We start from the raw sequence: 16689 nt of genomic DNA, 5'->3' as shown, positions 1-16689 counted from the left end.
CGAGTCGTCCGCGCAACCTGACACGCGCGGTACGCCGTCCCTCGTGAGGCCGACCTCGCGTCGTTGGCTGCTGGGAGTGTCCGGCGCGGCCCTCCTCACAGCGGCTTGCAATCCCCAGGGCAGTAAGGCGGCGAGCGGCGAGGGGAGTTCGCAGACGCATACGCAGACGAATGCGCGGAGCGGCAGCGCGCCCGTCGGCGAGGCGCCGGACGGCGCGCTCGGGGTGAACTTCAACGAAGATCCCTCCGACATGGAGTTCGCCGAGGTGAGCGCCCTGTCGGCGAAGTGGGTGCGCGGCTTCGTCCCGATGACGGACGACCTCGACGCGCACCCCCCGGCCCAGCAGCAATCCATCGCCAGGCTGCTCGACGCGAGCGGGAAGGACTTCCGGACGATCCTCTCCCTGAAGTTCCCCTTCCTGACCCTCGGGCAGTCGCTTCCCAAGGTGGGCAGCAAGGAGATGGCAACGCAGCTGAAGCGCGTGGACGGGGTGCTGGACGCTGTCATGGGGAAGATGGACATCCTCACCATCGGCAACGAGCCCTTCCTTGAGACCGGGAAAGACGAGCGCGACGCACGCCTCAATGTGTTCTACGAGCACGTCGCCGAGCACGTCATCGACTACCGCAGGAAGAAGTTCCCGCACGGCTGCAGGACCCGCCTGTACATGGGTGCTCTTAATCGCCTCGACACGAAGGAGGGGCGTACGCCGGCCACCGAGCGGTGGGTCACCTTCGTCAACAGGAAGCCGGAGCTGGAAGGCCTCGACATCCATCCGCACGTTGACTCCTTGGAGGCGGCCGGCAAGTACGTCCAGTACGTCGTGTCCCGCCTGGACAAGAACAAGAAATTTCTCGCCACGGAGTTCTCTCTGGTACAGCTCTGGGAACAGCACATGGGCGACAAGATCCCGGCGGCCTACGCAGAGAAGTACAAGGTGCCCCCGAACACCCGCGTGTGGCAGGTGATCGGCAACGCCATCGAGAAGCCCTTCCCCCAGAAGAGGTGGGACGACTTCCTCGCGATGAGTCCGTGGTTCGCGCCCCACAAGGACTATCTGACGCAGCAGATGCGGATGTTCCGGGAGACCGGGAAGCTTGCGGTGGCGACCTACGGGGTGACGCAGATCAAGTCCATGCAGACGGGCTGGGGCGCTCACAAGAAGCCGTGGATTCTCAACCCTCTGTACGCGAACCGCACCGTCCGGAAGGAAAACGGAAAGGTCGGGCGGACCACCGTCTGGTTCGACTCGTTCCGCGCCCTGCAGGATTCCCACTGAAACGACGTTTGCGGCGGACGCCCTGATCCGCGTGACGCACCAGGGTCACCGCAATACATCGAGGGCAGGGCATGCCGCGCCCGGAAGCACTCGGGCGCGCGCTCGGCTCCGCAGGCGGAGGTGGGCCCGACCGCCTCCCCGGCCTCCCCGAACTCCGCCACCAGCAACGAACGCGCGGCGACGGGCCGCCGTGAGCGGTACGTCCGACGGGCCGTGACGTATGTGGTTCAGTCCCGGCACCGTGCCCTGATCCGACAGGCTGAACGAACGGCGCCTGACCCGCCCCCAGGTCAGGTGCGGTTGGTTCGGGCACCCACCGGGTGCAGCACGGGCCATTGCGGATTGAGTGTGACCGAGGTCACTTCCGTTGGGGCTGTCGTGAGATCTGAGAGCGCAGAGCTTGTGAGTGCGATGTCGGCGCGCGCCTGCAACGCCGCTTCTCCGGGCTGGAGGACACCAGGCCCTGGTCACGAGCGTGGCACCGCATCCGTACCGGCGGATCAACGGTGAGCTACGAGCAGCCGGGGCACCCGGTCGTCCACGTCATCTCCACGATGTGGCTCTGACCTGCGCATATCCCGCTTCAGGCGGGATCGGCGGCCACGGTTTGACGGCTCCTCCTGACCCGGGCGTCAGGACCGCGTCGGAGAGCCGGTAGCTTGGCCCGGTGAGTGAGAAGACCCTGCAGCACCGGATCGACGGCCCCGACGATGCCCCCGTACTCGTCCTGGGCGCCGCTCTGGGTACCACATGGCACATGTGGGACCGGCAGATCCCCGAGCTGACCCGCCACTGGCGGGTCATCCGTTTCGACCTGCCCGGCCACGGCGGTTCGCCCGCCCACGCCGCGCCTTCGGTCGCCGAGTTGGCCGACCGGCTGATCGCCACCCTCGACGCCCTGGGGGTGGACCGCTTCGGCTACGCCGGCTGCAACATCGGCGGTGCCATCGGGACGCAGCTCGCGCTCACGCGGCCCCACCAGGTCACCTCGCTGGCCCTGGTGTCCACCTCGCCGCGCTACGGCACCGCGGACGCCTGGCGCCAGCGTGGTGTGGTCATCCGTACCAACGGGCTCGACCCGATCGCCCGCACCGCGCCCGAGCACTGGTTCACCCAGGGCTTCGCCGGTGCGCAGCCCGCGATCGTCGAATGGGCCGTGCAGATGGTGCGGACCACCGACCCGGGCTGCTACATCGCCGCCTGTGAGGCGCTGGCCTCCTATGACGTACGGTCCTCGCTCGGCCGGGTGGGCGTCCCCACGCTCGTCGTCGTCGGTTCCGAGGACCAGGTCACCCCGACCACCGACGCCCGCACCCTGGTCGCCGGCATCCCCGACGCGAGCCTGGCGCTGGTCCCCGGTACCTCTCACCTGGTGCCCGTCGAGCAGCCCGCGGCCGTCACCGAACTCCTCATACGGCACTTCAGCACCGCCTGGCACGACAAGCCGGGCCCCGGCGGCCAGGCCGCCATCGGTGCCGCCGCCCCCAAGCCGCAGCTCACGCCCCCGCCGCCCCCGCAGGCGCCGCCCGCCGCCATAGAGTCCGGTCACGCCCAGCCGGCGCAGGCCGGCGGGGCCACCTACGAAGCGGGCATCAAGGTCCGCCGTGAGGTGCTCGGCGACGCCCATGTCGACCGGGTCGAGGCCAACGCCGATGACTTCAACGGCGACTTCCACGACTTCATCACCCGCTACGCCTGGGGCGAGACCTGGACCCGGCCGGGCCTGGACCGCCGCACCCGCAGCATCGTCACGCTCACCGCGCTGGTCGCCCGCGGCCACCACGACGAACTGGCCCTGCACACCCGCGCGGCGCTGCGCAACGGCCTCACGCCCATGGAGATCAAGGAAGTGCTGCTGCACACCGCCGTCTACTGCGGTGTCCCGGCCGCCAACTCCGCGTTCGCCGTCGCCCAGCGGGTGATCCGCGAGGAGACCACGCCGGAGGCGTGAGAGGCGGGGCAAGATGGCCCCATGGAACTCACCAAGAAGATCCACGCCTGTGTCCGGCTGGAGAAGGACGGGCGGGCGCTCGTCATCGACCCCGGTGTCTTCACCGAGGAGGACGCGGCCGTCGGCGCCGACGCGATCCTGGTCACCCATGAGCACATGGACCACTTCAACGAGGAGCGGCTGCGGGCGGGCATGGAGGCCAACCCGGCGGCCGAGATCTGGACGCTGGCCAGCGTCGCCGAGCAGCTGTCGGCGGCGTTCCCCGGCCGGGTGCACACGGTCGGGGAGGGTGACACCTTCACCGCGGCCGGATTCGAGGTGGAGGTGCACGGCCAGCTGCACGCCGTCATCCACCCCGACATTCCGCGGATCACCAATGTCGGCTACCTCATCGACGGCGGCGCGGTCTTCCACCCGGGCGACGCCCTCACCGTCCCGGAGGGCCGTTCCGTCGACACCCTCCTGCTGCCCGTGCACGCCCCCTGGAACAAGGTTGCCGAGGTCATCGACTACGTCCGAGAGGTCGCGCCCCGGCGGGCCATCGACATCCACGACAGTCTGCTCCAGGACCACGCCCGCCCGATCTACGACTCCATGATCGACAAGCTGGGCGGCACCGATCACGGCCGGCTCGCGCCCGGTACCGGCACCGCACTCGGCTGACGCGCCGGACTGTCAGACCCTCGCTGTAGGTTTACAGACATGCGCATCGCGACCTGGAACGTCAATTCGATCACCGCCCGCCTCCCGAGGCTGCTGGCCTGGCTGGAGAGCTCCGGCACGGACGTGCTGTGCCTCCAGGAGACCAAGTGCACCGCCGAGCAGTTCCCGCACGACGAGCTGCGCGAGCTCGGCTATGAGGCGGCGGTCAACGCCAACGGGCGGTGGAACGGTGTCGCCCTGCTGTCCAGGGTGGGCCTGGAGGACGTCGTCATGGGCCTTCCCGGCGGCCCGGACTACGACGGGGTGCAGGAGCCGCGGGCCGTCTCGGCGACCTGCGGTCCGGCCCGGGTGTGGTCGGTGTACGTCCCCAACGGCCGCGAGGTCGGCCATGCGCATTACGCCTACAAGCTCGGCTGGTTCGAGGCGCTGAAGACCGCGGTCGCCGAGGACGCGGCGGGCCCCCGCCCGTTCGCGGTCCTCGGTGACTACAACGTCGCACCGACGGATGAGGACGTCTGGGACCCGGCGGTGTTCGTGGACTCCACCCATGTCACCCCCGCCGAGCGCGCCGCCCTGACGGCCCTGCGCGAGGCGGGGCTGTCGGACGTCGTCCCGCGCCCCCTCAAGTACGACCGGCCGTACACCTACTGGGACTACCGCCAGCTCGCGTTCCCCAAGAACCGCGGAATGCGCATCGACCTCGTCTACGCCAACGCGCCGTTCACCAAGGCCGTCTCGGACGCCTATGTGGACCGCGAGGAGCGCAAGGGCAAGGGCGCCTCGGACCACGCCCCGGTCGTGGTGGACCTCGACGTCCAGGGCTGAGCCCGAGGGCGGGCCCCCGCTGCTTCCTGTCCTTGCGGATCTCGAAGTCCATCGCACCCCTTGAACTGGGGTGTTGCAACGACCACTAGAACTGAAGGCGTCCCGGGGCCCGTCGTCCGTCCTGCGGGCACCGGCACGTCAGCTCCGCCCCGGCACCAGCGCCCGAAGGTCCACGGATTCCCCGAGCGCCTGCAGGCCCGCGTCGCCGGGGTGGAGATGGTCGCCGCTGTCGTAGGCGGGCAGCATCCGCTGGGGCCGCTGCGGATCGCGGACCACGGCGTCGAAGTCCAGGGTCGCCTCGAAGACGCCGCCGTGGCCGTCCCGGATGAAGGCGTTCACGGCCTGGCGGCGGGCCTCCACGGCCGGGGTGCAGTCGGGGTAGCCCTCACAGGGCGCGATGGTCGCCGCCACGACCCGCAGCCCCCGCTCGTGCGCCCGCCGCGCCAGGGCCCGCAGCCCGGCGATGACCTCGTCGGACGAGGTCCCCCAGCGCACGTCGTTGATGCCCTCGAACACCACCACCGTCCGCGCCGACGGCTGCGCCAGCACATCCCGCTCCAGCCGGTGCTGGGCGCTGACCCCGCCGGTGTCGGTGCTGACCCCGTCGCCCGGGTAGCGGTCGGTGACGATGCGGTTCGCCGAGATGCCGTGGTTGAGCACGCCGTAGCGGGGCAGCGCGTGCTGCGCCTGGAAGCGGCGGGCCAGGACGTCCGGCCAGCGCCGGTTGGTCCCGCTGGTCGACTTCACCCCGTCGGTGATCGAATCGCCCAGCGCCACGATCGAGCCGGGGCCGCCCTCCACCTCGACCCCGGTCAGGAACGGCCAGACGGTCAGCGTCTCCGGGAAGGCGGTACCCCCGGCGTCCGCGGTGCGGTCCCCGCTGCCCGCCGCGCTCAGATACGACACCTGGGCCGCCTCCTGGTGCACCGGCGCCGCGGTCACCGTCCCCGGCAGATGGATGCTCACCAGCAGATCGGCGCCGGCCGGCACGGTGAAGTCCACCGGGTCGCTGAACGCCTCGGCCCCGGCGGGTATACGCGTCCCGGCCTTCCCCCGCCCGAAGGTCAGCGGTGTCGGCGCGCGGTCCGCAGCCGCTCCCGCGCCGCGTACCGCGATGCTGGCCGCCCCGATGTCCACCGGTGCGGACGCGAAGGTGTTGGCCAGCCGGATACGGGCCCGCGGCCCGCCCGCGCCGCTGTGCACGACCAGCCGCAGCGTCCGGTCCGTCCAGGGCCCGACCGCCCGGTAGCCCGCGGTGCTCGCCGCCCAACTCCCGGTCCGGCGCCCGGTGTCACGTACCGACACCGCGAACACGTGCAGCGCACCCGCCGCCCCGCCCCTCCTGGGCAGCACCACCGAGGCCACCTCCCGTCCGGACCGCAGCGGTACGGTCACCGCGTACAGCCGGGCCGGGCCGGCCGTCGGTCCGTCCGGGCCGTTGAGGTGCGGCAGCGCCACCGCCTTGGTGCTCAGCGGCCCCGACCGCCAGTCGGGTGCGGTGAGTTCATAGCTGCTGCGCGAACCGTCCCGGTAGCGCACGGTCCCGGTGCCGGAGGCGGTGCCGCCCGTCCCGGCGACCAGGAAGGTCAGCGCCTCGCCCCGGCCGCGGACCGCCACCGCCTGGCCGTTCGCCACCACGTTGTCCGGGGCCCCGGGGGCCGTACGCGGCAGCCCGAGCCGGGTGCCGTCGAGCGTCAGCGCGCTCCCCGGCGACCAGCCGGCCGCCGCCAGGTCCTGGGCGGACAGCGAATGGCCCGTACCGTCGAAGTCGGCCGCGCCGGGGGCGGAGTTGTCGCTCACCGCCCGGCTGTCGAAGTGCTGCGCCAGGGGCAGCGAGCGGGGCAGCGGCCGGGCCGCGCCGGCCGGTGCGGCGGTGGCCGTGCCGGGGCCGGTGGCCGGCAGTGCGGCCGCGGTGAGCAGCAGGGTCAGGGCGGTGCCCCATCGTCGTACACGCATCGGTCCGTATCCCTCCGGGTGGCGTCAACGGGCAGGTGGTGCGCTGCGATCCGGGCCGGGCCGCGAGGAGCGGGGGCTTGTGGGGGATCCTGCAGATCCGATCCGAGCGCCATGAAGTTAGGGAGACGACGGGGGAGCGTCAAGGTGACGAACGGGGCACGAGGGCGCCGCGCGCCTGTGGCCGGGGCCGCAGGAGGGGTGGGACCCTGCACACCATGAACATGTCTTTCCTGGACAAGTGGCGCAAGCGTCATCAAGCGCACCGGTCCGTCCCGCTCTCGGAGTCGGTGCGCGCCGACCCCGAGAGCGTCGTCGAGCTGCTGTCCGAGTGCGAGCTGCTGCGGGCCCAGGCCGCCGCCGCGGGCGTGGAACTGGACGATTCCATCCGCTCGTTGGAGCTGCTGGACCAGCTCCAGCCCGTATGGCGGGACGATACCGAGGTGCTCCCCTGGCTGGGCAACGACGCCGGTCTCTACCTGGGCACGGTGCTGGTCCGCACGGTCCGCGGCGCCGTCTGGCATGTCTGGCCCGACGGGCAGCCGGTGGTCCGGCTGGCGTCCGGCCGGGAGATCGACGTGGTGGCGGCGGGCCATGACTGGGCCGACACCGGCGCGCCCGAACTCTCCCAGGTCTACGCCGAGGTCTCGGAGACCTGACACCGGCGTCACGGGAGCGGGGAGTCGTTCAGCGGCCCGCGCGACGTTCATCGGTAACCCTGATTTATCCGCCCATCTCCGCGCATACGTGCGTGTCAGTGGAGAAGTGCCCCAGATGCCCCGGTAGGTTGCGGGCTCTCCGCTGTACGGATGAGAGTGGGCAGGTCTGCATATGGCCGGTGATGCGCTGATTGAACTGCGCGGGGTCAACAAGCACTACGGAAAACTTCATGTCCTCCGGGACATCGACCTCACCGTCGGCCGCGGGGAGGTGGTCGTGGTCATCGGGCCCTCCGGGTCCGGGAAGTCCACGCTGTGCCGGGCCATCAACCGCCTGGAAACCGTCGAGTCGGGCACCATCGAACTGGACGGCCGGCCACTGCCCGAAGAGGGCCGGGCGCTCGCCCGGTTGCGTGCCGAAGTCGGCATGGTCTTCCAGTCCTTCAACCTCTTCGCCCACAAGACCGTGCTGGCCAATGTGATGCTGGCGCCGGTCAAGGTCCGTAAGCAGAAGAAGGACGAGGCCGCCCGGCACGCCCGGGAACTCCTGGACCGGGTCGGGCTGGCCTCCCAGGCCGACAAATATCCCGCACAGCTCTCCGGCGGCCAGCAGCAGCGCGTCGCCATCGCCCGCGCCCTCGCCATGGACCCCAAGGCGCTGCTCTTCGACGAGCCGACCTCCGCCCTCGACCCGGAGATGATCAACGAGGTGCTGGAGGTGATGCGCCGGCTCGCCCGGGACGGCATGACGATGGTCGTGGTCACCCATGAGATGGGCTTCGCCCGCTCCGCCGCCAACCGTGTGGTGTTCATGGACGACGGCCGCATCGTCGAGGACCGCACCCCCGAGGAGTTCTTCACCGCACCGCGCAGCGAACGGGCGAAGGACTTCCTCTCCAAGATCCTCAAGCACTGAACGGGGGCGCCGCGATGCCGCACCGTCACTCCTCGCCCCTGCGCCGCGCCCTCATGGCGCTCGCGCTCACCGTGCTCGCGCTGGCCCTGGCCGGCTGCGGACGGGCCGGCAGCCCGCCGGTCAAGGGCCCGATGGGCAATGAACTGCCCCAGTACCCGGTCGCCAAAAACTTCTCCCTGCCCGAGTCCCCGACCTGGGCGAAGGCCAAGCGCCGAGGCCATCTCGTCATCGGCGTCAAGGAGGACCAGCCCTACCTCGGCGAGCGGGACCCGGCCTCCGGCCGCTACGCCGGCTTCGACATCGAGATCGCCCGGATGATGTCCGCCGCCCTCGGCTTCCCGCCCGACACCATCGAGTTCAAGACGATCGCCTCCGCGAACCGTGAGACGGCCCTCCAGAACGGCCAGATCGATATGTACGTCGGGACGTACACCATCAATGACAAGCGCAAGAAACTGGTGGGCTTCGCCGGCCCGTATTACCTGGCCGGCCAGTCGCTGCTGGTGCGCACCGACGAGAAGGACATCAGGGGGCCGCAGGACCTGGCCGGCAAACGGGTCTGCTCGGCGGCCGGCTCGACCCCGTACCAGCGCATCCAGACCGAGTACCCCGAGGCGGTCCTGGTCTCGTACGACACCTACTCGGTGTGCGTCGACAACCTGCTCACCTATCAGGTCGACGCGGTCACCACCGATGACGCGATCCTGCTGGGCTACGCCGCCAAGGTGCCCGACGAGCTGAAGGTGGTCGGCAAGCCGTTCTCCGAGGAGCCGTACGGCATCGGCGTCCCCCGCGGCGACAACGCGCTGCGGTTCGCGCTCGACGACGCCCTCGCCGCGGCCGAGAAGAACGGCCTCTGGCGCAAGGCGTACGAGGCGACCCTCGGCCTGTCCGGAGTGCCCGCCCCCAAGCCGCCCCCGATCGACCGCTACCCGGCGACCTGAGCCGGCAAGGAACGGACCGATGAACGTTCTCCTGGACAACCTCTCCCTCTACGGGGAAGGCCTGCTGGGCACCGTCGAACTCACCGTTTACGCCTCCCTGCTGGCCCTCGGCCTCGGCTTCCTGATGGCCGCGTTCCGGGTCGCACCGGTCGGCTCGCTGCGGGCCTTCGGCACGGCGTGGGTGACGGTGCTGCGCAACACGCCGCTGACGCTGCTGTTCTTCGCCGTGGTGCTGGGGCTGCCGCGGTTCGGCCTGGTGCTGCCCTTCAAGCTGTTCGCCATCCTGGCGCTGGGCTGCTACACCTCCGCCTTCATCTGCGAGGCGGTGCGCTCCGGCATCAACACCGTGCCGGTGGGGCAGGGCGAGGCGGCCCGCAGCCTGGGCATGACCTTCCCGCAGACCCTCGGCGACATCGTCCTGCCGCAGGCCTTCCGGTCCGTCATCCCGCCCATCGGCTCCACGCTGATCGCGCTCGCCAAGAACTCCGCGATCGCCGGCGCCTTCAGCGTCTTCGAACTCCTCGGGGTCTACAAGCCGCTCAACGAGATGGGCTACAGCATCATCTGGACCTTCGTCTGGATCGCCGTCGGCTATCTGCTCGTGACCCTGACCATCAGCGCGATCTTCAACGTGCTGGAGAAGCGCTTCGGAGTCGCCCGATGACCACCGCCCTCTACGACGTCCCCGGCCCGCGGACCCGGCAGCGGCACCGGCTCTACGGCATCGCCGGCACGGCGGTGATCCTCGCGCTGATCGCCTGGATCGTCTATCTGCTCTTCGCCACCGGCCAGTTCGTCGCGGCGAAGTGGACGCCGTTCACCTACGTCGGCATTCAGGAACTTCTGCTCCGGGGTCTGGGCAACACCCTGAAGGCCTTCGCCTTCGCGGCGGTGCTGTCGGTGGCGCTCGGCGCGGTGCTCGCGACCGGCCGGCTCTCCGAGCACCGGCTCGCCCGCTGGCTGTGCACCCTGCTGGTGGAGTTCTTCCGGGCGATGCCCGTCCTGGTCATGATCTTCTTCATCTATGTCGCCCTGAAGGCGGAGCCGCTGCCCGCCCTGGTCGCCGGGCTGACTCTCTACAACGGCTCGGTGCTCGCCGAGGTGTTCCGTACGGGTGTCAACTCGGTCGACCGCGGCCAGCGGGAGGCCGCCTACGCGCTGGGCATGCGCAAGACCCAGGTCATGACGCATGTCCTGGTCCCGCAGGCGGTCCGGGCGATGCTCCCGGCGATCATCAGCCAGCTGGTGGTCGCCCTGAAGGACACCTCGCTCGGCTTCCTCATCACCTACGAGGAGTTCCTGCACGCGGGCAAGCTCATCGCGTCCAACCTCGACTACGACCTGCCGTTCATCCCCGTCGTCATGATCATCTCGCCGATCTACATCGGGATGTGCATGCTGCTGTCCTGGCTGGCCAACTGGGTCGCCAAGCGGCAGAAGCGCAATCCCAAGGTGGAGGCCGCCGAGGTGGCCCCGCCGGAGCCGGGCACCTTGCTGCCCGGGGGCCAGCAGCCGCCGGTGTGACCCCCGGACCGGCCGGCCGCACCGGCGGCCCGCGGAATCTCCGGACCGCCGGTGGCACGGCTGGACAGTGCGCGCCCTAATCGCGCACCGGCACCGACACATACGACGGATCGTCCGCCGGGGAGGAGAACTCCAGCCGGGCGCCGGACGGGTTGTGCTCGATGTACAGCGGGTCGACGGTGTCCACGACCACCGCGAGACGGTGCCCGGCCGGTACGTCGTAGGCCGTGGAGAAAAGGTCCAGGTCCATGCCGAACGGCTGGTTCGGGGTCTTGTTGTGGAAGGTGTACGGGGCGTGGGTGATCAGCTTGCCGAGGCCGAGCGGACCCACGTCGTAGAGGTAGGCGATGGCGGTGCCGCTCTCCGCGGTGCTGGTCAGGGTGGTGTGCAGCCGGGTGGTTCCCCTGACCCGCTGTCCGGTGTCGTAGCGCTCGGACTGCCAGACGGCGGCGAGCGGGCGCGGCAGCAGCGGGATCGAGGCCATCGGCGGCAGCCGGAAGAACTGGTCCATCATGCTGGAGAGGAAGATCAGGCCGCCGTTGGCGCCGGAGTCCCAGTTGGTGTGGATCCGCTTGCCGTCCGCCAGCTCGATCTTCCGGTGCGCGGACGGTACGTCCCGCCAGCTCTTGTAGCCCTCGTACGCGCCGGTGGAACGGGACTTGAGCAGCACCGGTGACTCGCGGTCGATGCCGTTGTCCGCGCCCTGGAGGTAGTGGTCGAACCACCGTTTGGTGTTGGTCCAGGTGTCGTTGGGCAGTCCCAGCAGTCCGAGCCCCTCGGCCGTGGCGTGGTCACCCGGGCGGAACTCCAGCCGCTTGGGGCCCTTGAGCTTCTCGTAGAAGTCGGCGTACTCGTTCGGCGGGAAGAGGGAGTCGCCCCAGGCGTTGCCCAGCATGATCGCGGCGCCGTTGTGGTTGATCTTGTCGAGATAGGTGCTGGGGGAGCGCTTCCGCCCCCACTCGATCATCTCCTTTTCCTTGCTGAGGTCGCCGGAGAGGAAGTTCTTGAGGATCGTGCGGAGTTCGGGGCTGGGACGTCCGGTCAGGGCGCCGGTGCCGCCGAGCATCGCCCCCGCCTGCTTGTGCTGGGTCCGGCCGCTGTAGATCGAGTCGATGAGGTCGCCCCAGCCGCTGAGCGCAGCAACTGCCTTGATCCGCTTGTCGAACGCCGACGCCAGCAGGCTGATCCCGGCGCCGTACGAGACCCCGGCCATGCCGACCCGCTGCGGATCGGCCGGGGTGTGGGCCAGCGTCCAGTCGATGACCTTGGAGGCGTCGGCGACGTCCTTCGGGCCGGCCGTGTCGATCTCCCCGCCGGACTGCCAGAACCCGCGGGAGTTGTAGCCGACGACCACATAGCCCGCCTCGGCCAGCTTCCTGGCCTGCGCCAGATACTCGACCTGCGGCATCGACCAGCTCGTGGGCAGCACGATGACGGGGTGGCGCCGGGTGCCGTCGGCGCCGGGCGGGGTGAAGACGTTCGCCTTGAGGGTGATACCGCCGGCGCCCTCGATGTCGACGAAGCGCAGCGAGGCGGCGCCGCCCGAAGCCGCCGCCGTGGGGGCGGCTTCCGGTGTCGCCGCCTGGGCGGTGGCCGGTGCGCCGGTCAGGACCGTGGCGGCGAGGACGGCCGTGGAGACGGTGCCGATCGCGACGCGCCGCGGCGTCGTACGGGAGGGCGTCATTCTCTGCTCCAGATCTCGATGCGGGCCGCCGCACGCTGTCCGGAGACAGGTGGGGCGCGCGGCGGTCCCGAATGTGACTGGAGAGTAAAGTCCACCCCTTACCTCTGGTAACCCGTCGGTAGGTTACGGGTGGGTAACGCCCTTGGGTCCAGGGGGAGTCGGGGCGCTGCGGCTCCGGGGTGCCGCGTTGGCCGGGCCCGCGGTTGACGCTCCGGAGGGTGCGGCCCGGAGCCCGGGCGGCGCTCCCGGACTCCTCCGCTCACGCGTTCAAAAAACTTCGGCCGGTGATGTCGAGAACCCGTGGCCCGCTCCGTCCCCGGGGTGAAGGCGGCCACAATGGGTCGCACCGGACCGAGGAGAACGACGATGGCCAAGTATTTGCTGCTCAAGCACTACCGTGGCGCTCCGGCTGCGGTGAACGACGTGCCGATGGACCAGTGGACGCCCGAGGAGATCTCGGCGCACGTGCAGTACATGAACGACTTCGCGGCCCGGCTGGAGAAGACCGGCGAGTTCGTCGACGGTCAGGCACTCGCCCCCGAAGGGTCGTGGGTCCGGTACGACGGCGAGGGGCGTCCGCCCGTCACGGACGGCCCGTTCGCCGAGACCAAGGACCTCATCGCCGGCTGGATGGTGATCGACGTCGACAGCCATGAGCGCGCCGTCGAGCTGGCCGGGGAGCTGTCGGCCGCTCCCGGTGCGGGCGGCAGGCCGATCCACGAGTGGCTGGAGGTACGTCCGTTCCTCAGCGCCAAGCCCAGCACCACGGAGTGCACCTACACGTGACGCAGATGGACGAGGCCCTGCTCAGGAGCCTCACGCCGGGCGTCCTCGCCGTCCTCGTCCACCGCGGAGCCGACTTCGCGGCGGCCGAGGACGCGGTGCAGGACGCGCTGGTCGAGGCGGTCCGCGCCTGGCCGGCCGACCCTCCGCGCGATCCGAAGGGCTGGCTGGTCACCGTGGCCTGGCGCCGGTTCCTGGACGCGACCCGGGCGGACGCCGCCCGGCGTCGGCGGGAGGACCGCGTCGGCGAGGAGCCGGAGCCGGGGCCGGTGCCCGCGGCGGACGACACGCTGCGGCTGTACTTCCTGTGCGCCCACCCGTCGCTGACGCCGTCGTCCGCCGTCGCCCTCACGCTGCGCGCCGTCGGCGGGCTGACCACCCGCCAGATCGCCCAGGCGTACCTGGTTCCCGAGGCGACCATGGCGCAGCGCATCAGCCGGGCCAAGCGGACCGTTGCCGGTGTACGTTTCGACCGGCCCGGCGATGTCGCGACCGTGCTGCGCGTCCTCTACCTGGTCTTCAACGAGGGCTACTCCGGCGACGTCGATCTCACCGCCGAGGCCATCCGGCTCACCCGGCAGCTCGCGGACGCGGTCGACCACCCCGAAGTGGCGGGGCTGCTCGCCCTGATGCTGCTCCACCACGCCCGGCGGGCCGCCCGGACCGCGCCCGACGGCAGCCTGGTGCCGCTCGCCGAGCAGGACCGCGGCCGGTGGGACACCGAGCTGATCACCGAGGGCGTGGAGCTCCTGCAGGCGGCCCTCGCCCGCGACCGGCTGGGCGAGTTCCAGGCCCAGGCCGCCATCGCGGCGCTGCACGCCGATGCGCCCACCGCCGCCGAGACCGACTGGGTGCAGATCGTCGAGTGGTACGACGAGCTGGAGCGCCTGACCGGCAGCCCGGTCGTCCGGCTCAACCGCGCGGTCGCCGTCGGTGAGGCCGACGGACCGCGCGCCGGGCTGGCGGCGCTCGCGGAGCTGGACGACGGGGTGCCGCGGTACACCGCCGCGGCGGCGTACCTCCATGAGCGCGACGGCGATCTGGAGACCGCGGCACGGCTCTACGCCGAGGCCGCCCACAAGGCGCCCGACCTCGCCGAACGCGACCATCTGACGCGCCAGGCCGCCCGGCTCAACGCCCGACGGAGCCGCTGACGGGACGGTCCGTCCGCACGGAACCGCCCTCGGCGTCATCCGGCAGCGAGTGGAGGAACTCCGTCAGCACGGCGTTGAACTCCTCCGGCCGTTCCAGATTCGGCAGATGGGCGGTCCGCTCGATGAGGGCCAGGGTGGCGTCCGGGACCCGTGCGTGGATGTCGCGGGCGTCGCTCACCGGCGTATAGGCGTCCTCCGTGCCGGCCACCACCAGGGCCGGCACCGCGATCCGGGTGAGCAGGTCCCGGTAGTCGGGGCGTTCGGCGCGGCCGCGGAGGGCGGCGGCCGCGCCCTCGGGGGCGGTGGCCGTCATCATCGCCAGGACATGGGCGGCGACGTCCGGCCGGTGGGCGAGGGTGTGCGCGGACACCATCTTGGCCAGCACCTCCTGCGCGTAGCCGGCCATGCCCTCGTGGAGCAGCCGGGCCGCCATGGCCTGCCGCCCGGCCCGGCCCTCCTCGGTCTCCGCCGCGGCGAAGGTGTCGGCGAACACCAGGCCCCGGATCCGCTCCGGGAAGAGCCGGTAGCACTCCATGACGATCTGGCCGCCCATGGACAGCCCGCCGAGGACGAAGCGGTCGACGCCGAGCCGGTCGAGCAGGGCGCGGAGGTCGCGGGCGAAGGTCTCCAGCGGGGTCGTCCCGGGAACGGCCGTGCTCTCCCCGTAGCCGCGCAGATCCGGGACGATCACCCGCCATCCGGCCCGGCTGAAGTGCTCGGTCTGCGGGCGCCACATCGAACGGTCGAAGGGGTGGCCGTGCACGAGCACCAGGGGCGCACCGCCGCCCTCGTCCTCGTATCCCACCGTGATGTCCCGGCACTTGACCGAACCCATGGAGTGCGCCCCCTCTGCTGTGATGCCGCTGCGACTTGACGGTTCGATGCTATAGAGGGCAATCTCTCGGTGCAATGGCGAAAATGCACTCGGTGCAATGTGGGGAAAGCTACGGCGGGGCCGGGGCCGATGCCAGTGCCGGTGCGTGGTGGGAGTGAGGACCGATGGACGACTATCGCGGGATCGCGGATGACCTCGCGGCGGACATCGCCGCGGGCCGGCTCCGCCCGGGGGACCGGCTGCCGCCGCTGCGCCGCTTCGCCCGGGACCGGGGGATCGCGAGCTCCACCGCGGCCCGGGTGTACCGGGAGCTGAGCCGGCGCGGGCTCACCGTGGGCGAGGTCGGCCGCGGCACCTTCGTCCGCTCCGCCGCACCCGCGGCCGAACCCGCCCTGGCCGAGCCGGCCGCGGCCCGGGTCGACCTGGAGCTGAACTTTCCGGTGCTGCCCGGCCATCCCGCGCTGCTCGCCAAGAGCCTGGGGCAGCTGCTGCGCCCCGACGCGCTGGCCGCCGCGCTCCGCCCGGTGGGCGCGGTCGGCACGGACGTCGCCCGGCAGGCGGCGGCCGCGCACCTCGCCCGTGGCGGCTGGACCCCCGGCCCCCGGCAGCTGCTCTTCGCGGGCAACGGCCGGCAGGCGCTGGCCGCGGCGATCGCCGCACTCGTCCCGGCCGGTGAGCGGCTCGGCGTCGAGACGCTCACCTACCCCGTGGTGAAGGGCATCGCGGCCCGCCTCGGTGTCACGCTCGTCCCGCTCGCCATGGACGAACACGGTCTGACCCCCGAGGCGCTGCGCACCGCCCCGCCCCTGCGCGCCGTCTACGTCCAGCCCGCCCTGCACAACCCGCTGGGCGTCACCATGCCCGCGCACCGGCGCGCCGAACTCGCCGCGATTCTGCGGGAGTTGGGCCTGTACGCCATCGAGGACGCGATCTACGGATTCCTCCGCGCCGACCTGTCCCCGCTCGCCGCCCTCGCGCCGGAGCGCACCGTGGTCATCGACAGCCTGTCCAAACGGCTGGCGCCCGGACTGTCGCTGGGCTTCCTCACCGTGCCGGAGGGCCGCACACCGGATTTCGCGACCGCGCTGCGGACGGGGACCTGGACCGCCTCCCGTTTCGCGCTCGACGCGGCGACCCGCTGGATGGCCGACGGCACCGCGGCGGCCGCCGAGGAGGAGAAGCGCGGCGACGCCGCGGCCCGTCAGCGGATCGCCGCCGAACGCCTCGCCGGCTTCCGGGTCCGGGCCGATCCGCAGGCGTATCACTGCTGGTGGGAACTGCCGGACCCGTGGCGGGCCGACACCTTTGTCGCCGCCGCCGCGCGCCGCGGGATCGCCGTCACCCCGTCCGGCGCCTTCGCCATCGGCGCCGGCCACGCGCCCAACGCCGTACGGCTGGCGCTCGCCTCGCCGCCCGTCGACGTGCTGGCCGAGGCGCTGGGCGTACTGGCCGGACTCGCGCAGGGGGCGCCGGAGGACACCGGGGCGGAGTGAGGCAACCGACCGGCCGGGGCGGGCGG

15 protein-coding genes are annotated in these 16689 nt (G+C 71.3%); 12 read left to right on the top strand and 3 right to left on the bottom strand.

All coding sequences use genetic code 11. From position 1 onward, the window contains the following. Positions 1-43: 43 nt before the first annotated feature. The 4 genes from ACFW5B_RS17490 to ACFW5B_RS17475 all read left to right on the top strand — a co-directional run bounded on the left by ACFW5B_RS17490 (position 44) and on the right by ACFW5B_RS17475 (position 4718). On the top strand, positions 44-1279 hold the full coding sequence (locus tag ACFW5B_RS17490) for a hypothetical protein (protein WP_386439804.1): 1236 nt from the start codon (positions 44-46) through the stop codon (positions 1277-1279). A 667-nt stretch (positions 1280-1946) separates the two neighbouring features. Then, on the top strand, positions 1947-3230 hold the full coding sequence (gene pcaC, locus ACFW5B_RS17485; RefSeq protein ID WP_386439802.1) for a 4-carboxymuconolactone decarboxylase: 1284 nt from the start codon (positions 1947-1949) through the stop codon (positions 3228-3230). Between the two features lie 21 nt (positions 3231-3251). After that, positions 3252-3893 (top strand): MBL fold metallo-hydrolase, encoded by a 642-nt coding sequence (locus ACFW5B_RS17480; protein WP_386439800.1) that lies wholly within the window; start codon positions 3252-3254, stop codon positions 3891-3893. A 39-nt stretch (positions 3894-3932) separates the two neighbouring features. Further along, positions 3933-4718 carry an exodeoxyribonuclease III gene (locus tag ACFW5B_RS17475; RefSeq protein WP_386439798.1) on the top strand — a complete coding sequence of 262 codons (786 nt, stop codon included), beginning with the start codon at positions 3933-3935 and terminating at the stop codon, positions 4716-4718. Between the two features lie 138 nt (positions 4719-4856). On the opposite strand, the gene ACFW5B_RS17470 is transcribed toward ACFW5B_RS17475, so the two are convergent. Further along, positions 4857-6674: an SGNH/GDSL hydrolase family protein gene (locus tag ACFW5B_RS17470; protein ID WP_386439796.1), complete on the bottom strand. Its 1818-nt coding sequence runs from the start codon at positions 6672-6674 to the stop codon at positions 4857-4859. Between the two features lie 215 nt (positions 6675-6889). On the opposite strand from ACFW5B_RS17470, the gene ACFW5B_RS17465 reads away from it, so the two are divergent. The 5 genes from ACFW5B_RS17465 to ACFW5B_RS17445 all read left to right on the top strand — a co-directional run bounded on the left by ACFW5B_RS17465 (position 6890) and on the right by ACFW5B_RS17445 (position 10714). Next, on the top strand, positions 6890-7330 hold the full coding sequence (locus tag ACFW5B_RS17465) for a DUF6278 family protein (RefSeq protein WP_386439794.1): 441 nt from the start codon (positions 6890-6892) through the stop codon (positions 7328-7330). Between the two features lie 172 nt (positions 7331-7502). After that, entirely contained in the window at positions 7503-8246 is a 744-nt protein-coding gene (locus ACFW5B_RS17460) for an amino acid ABC transporter ATP-binding protein (protein WP_386439792.1), read from the top strand. A 14-nt stretch (positions 8247-8260) separates the two neighbouring features. Further along, positions 8261-9190, top strand: coding sequence for a glutamate ABC transporter substrate-binding protein (locus ACFW5B_RS17455; RefSeq protein WP_386439790.1), 930 nt, complete (start codon positions 8261-8263; stop codon positions 9188-9190). A 19-nt stretch (positions 9191-9209) separates the two neighbouring features. After that, positions 9210-9854 carry an amino acid ABC transporter permease gene (locus tag ACFW5B_RS17450; protein ID WP_386439788.1) on the top strand — a complete coding sequence of 215 codons (645 nt, stop codon included), beginning with the start codon at positions 9210-9212 and terminating at the stop codon, positions 9852-9854. Further along, on the top strand, positions 9851-10714 hold the full coding sequence (locus tag ACFW5B_RS17445; protein WP_386439786.1) for an amino acid ABC transporter permease: 864 nt from the start codon (positions 9851-9853) through the stop codon (positions 10712-10714). Before ACFW5B_RS17450 ends, ACFW5B_RS17445 begins: the two co-directional genes overlap by 4 nt. A 76-nt stretch (positions 10715-10790) precedes the next feature. Here ACFW5B_RS17445 and ACFW5B_RS17440 read toward each other — a convergent pair whose 3' ends face one another. Further along, positions 10791-12398 (bottom strand): alpha/beta fold hydrolase, encoded by a 1608-nt coding sequence (locus tag ACFW5B_RS17440; protein WP_386439784.1) that lies wholly within the window; start codon positions 12396-12398, stop codon positions 10791-10793. A gap of 366 nt (positions 12399-12764) precedes the next feature. Between ACFW5B_RS17440 and ACFW5B_RS17435 the strand changes: the two genes are divergently transcribed. Beyond that, positions 12765-13184 carry a YciI family protein gene (locus tag ACFW5B_RS17435; protein ID WP_386439782.1) on the top strand — a complete coding sequence of 140 codons (420 nt, stop codon included), beginning with the start codon at positions 12765-12767 and terminating at the stop codon, positions 13182-13184. A gap of 5 nt (positions 13185-13189) precedes the next feature. Further along, a complete protein-coding gene (locus tag ACFW5B_RS17430) occupies positions 13190-14335 on the top strand; it encodes an RNA polymerase sigma factor (protein WP_386439884.1) in 1146 nt (381 codons plus the stop codon). Here the strand turns inward: ACFW5B_RS17430 and ACFW5B_RS17425 are convergent. Continuing rightward, on the bottom strand, positions 14313-15170 hold the full coding sequence (locus ACFW5B_RS17425; protein ID WP_386439780.1) for an alpha/beta fold hydrolase: 858 nt from the start codon (positions 15168-15170) through the stop codon (positions 14313-14315). The two genes, ACFW5B_RS17430 and ACFW5B_RS17425, sit on opposite strands and share 23 nt — an antisense overlap. 164 nt (positions 15171-15334) lie before the next feature. On the opposite strand from ACFW5B_RS17425, the gene ACFW5B_RS17420 reads away from it, so the two are divergent. Then, a complete protein-coding gene (locus ACFW5B_RS17420; protein ID WP_386439778.1) occupies positions 15335-16663 on the top strand; it encodes a PLP-dependent aminotransferase family protein in 1329 nt (442 codons plus the stop codon). The last annotated feature ends 26 nt before the right edge of the window (positions 16664-16689 follow it).

This window comes from Streptomyces sp. NPDC058773 (assembly GCF_042746015.1).
GTDB lineage: Bacteria > Actinomycetota > Actinomycetes > Streptomycetales > Streptomycetaceae > Streptomyces.
The sequence above is the reverse complement of the archived record's forward strand: the minus strand, read 5'-3'. Positions and strand labels throughout refer to the sequence as shown.

Bases quoted from the DNA above. Each gene is read 5' to 3' on its own strand.
- ACFW5B_RS17480 (WP_386439800.1), top strand. From the start codon at position 3,252: ATGGAACTCACCAAGAAGATCCACGCCTGTGTCCGGCTGGAGAAGGAC.
- ACFW5B_RS17475 (WP_386439798.1), top strand. From the start codon at position 3,933: ATGCGCATCGCGACCTGGAACGTCAATTCGATCACCGCCCGCCTCCCG.
- ACFW5B_RS17470 (WP_386439796.1), bottom strand. From the start codon at position 6,674: ATGCGTGTACGACGATGGGGCACCGCCCTGACCCTGCTGCTCACCGCG.
- ACFW5B_RS17465 (WP_386439794.1), top strand. From the start codon at position 6,890: ATGAACATGTCTTTCCTGGACAAGTGGCGCAAGCGTCATCAAGCGCAC.
- ACFW5B_RS17460 (WP_386439792.1), top strand. From the start codon at position 7,503: ATGGCCGGTGATGCGCTGATTGAACTGCGCGGGGTCAACAAGCACTAC.
- ACFW5B_RS17455 (WP_386439790.1), top strand. From the start codon at position 8,261: ATGCCGCACCGTCACTCCTCGCCCCTGCGCCGCGCCCTCATGGCGCTC.
- ACFW5B_RS17450 (WP_386439788.1), top strand. From the start codon at position 9,210: ATGAACGTTCTCCTGGACAACCTCTCCCTCTACGGGGAAGGCCTGCTG.
- ACFW5B_RS17445 (WP_386439786.1), top strand. From the start codon at position 9,851: ATGACCACCGCCCTCTACGACGTCCCCGGCCCGCGGACCCGGCAGCGG.
- ACFW5B_RS17440 (WP_386439784.1), bottom strand. From the start codon at position 12,398: ATGACGCCCTCCCGTACGACGCCGCGGCGCGTCGCGATCGGCACCGTC.
- ACFW5B_RS17435 (WP_386439782.1), top strand. From the start codon at position 12,765: ATGGCCAAGTATTTGCTGCTCAAGCACTACCGTGGCGCTCCGGCTGCG.
- ACFW5B_RS17430 (WP_386439884.1), top strand. From the start codon at position 13,190: ATGGACGAGGCCCTGCTCAGGAGCCTCACGCCGGGCGTCCTCGCCGTC.
- ACFW5B_RS17425 (WP_386439780.1), bottom strand. From the start codon at position 15,170: ATGGGTTCGGTCAAGTGCCGGGACATCACGGTGGGATACGAGGACGAG.
- ACFW5B_RS17420 (WP_386439778.1), top strand. From the start codon at position 15,335: ATGGACGACTATCGCGGGATCGCGGATGACCTCGCGGCGGACATCGCC.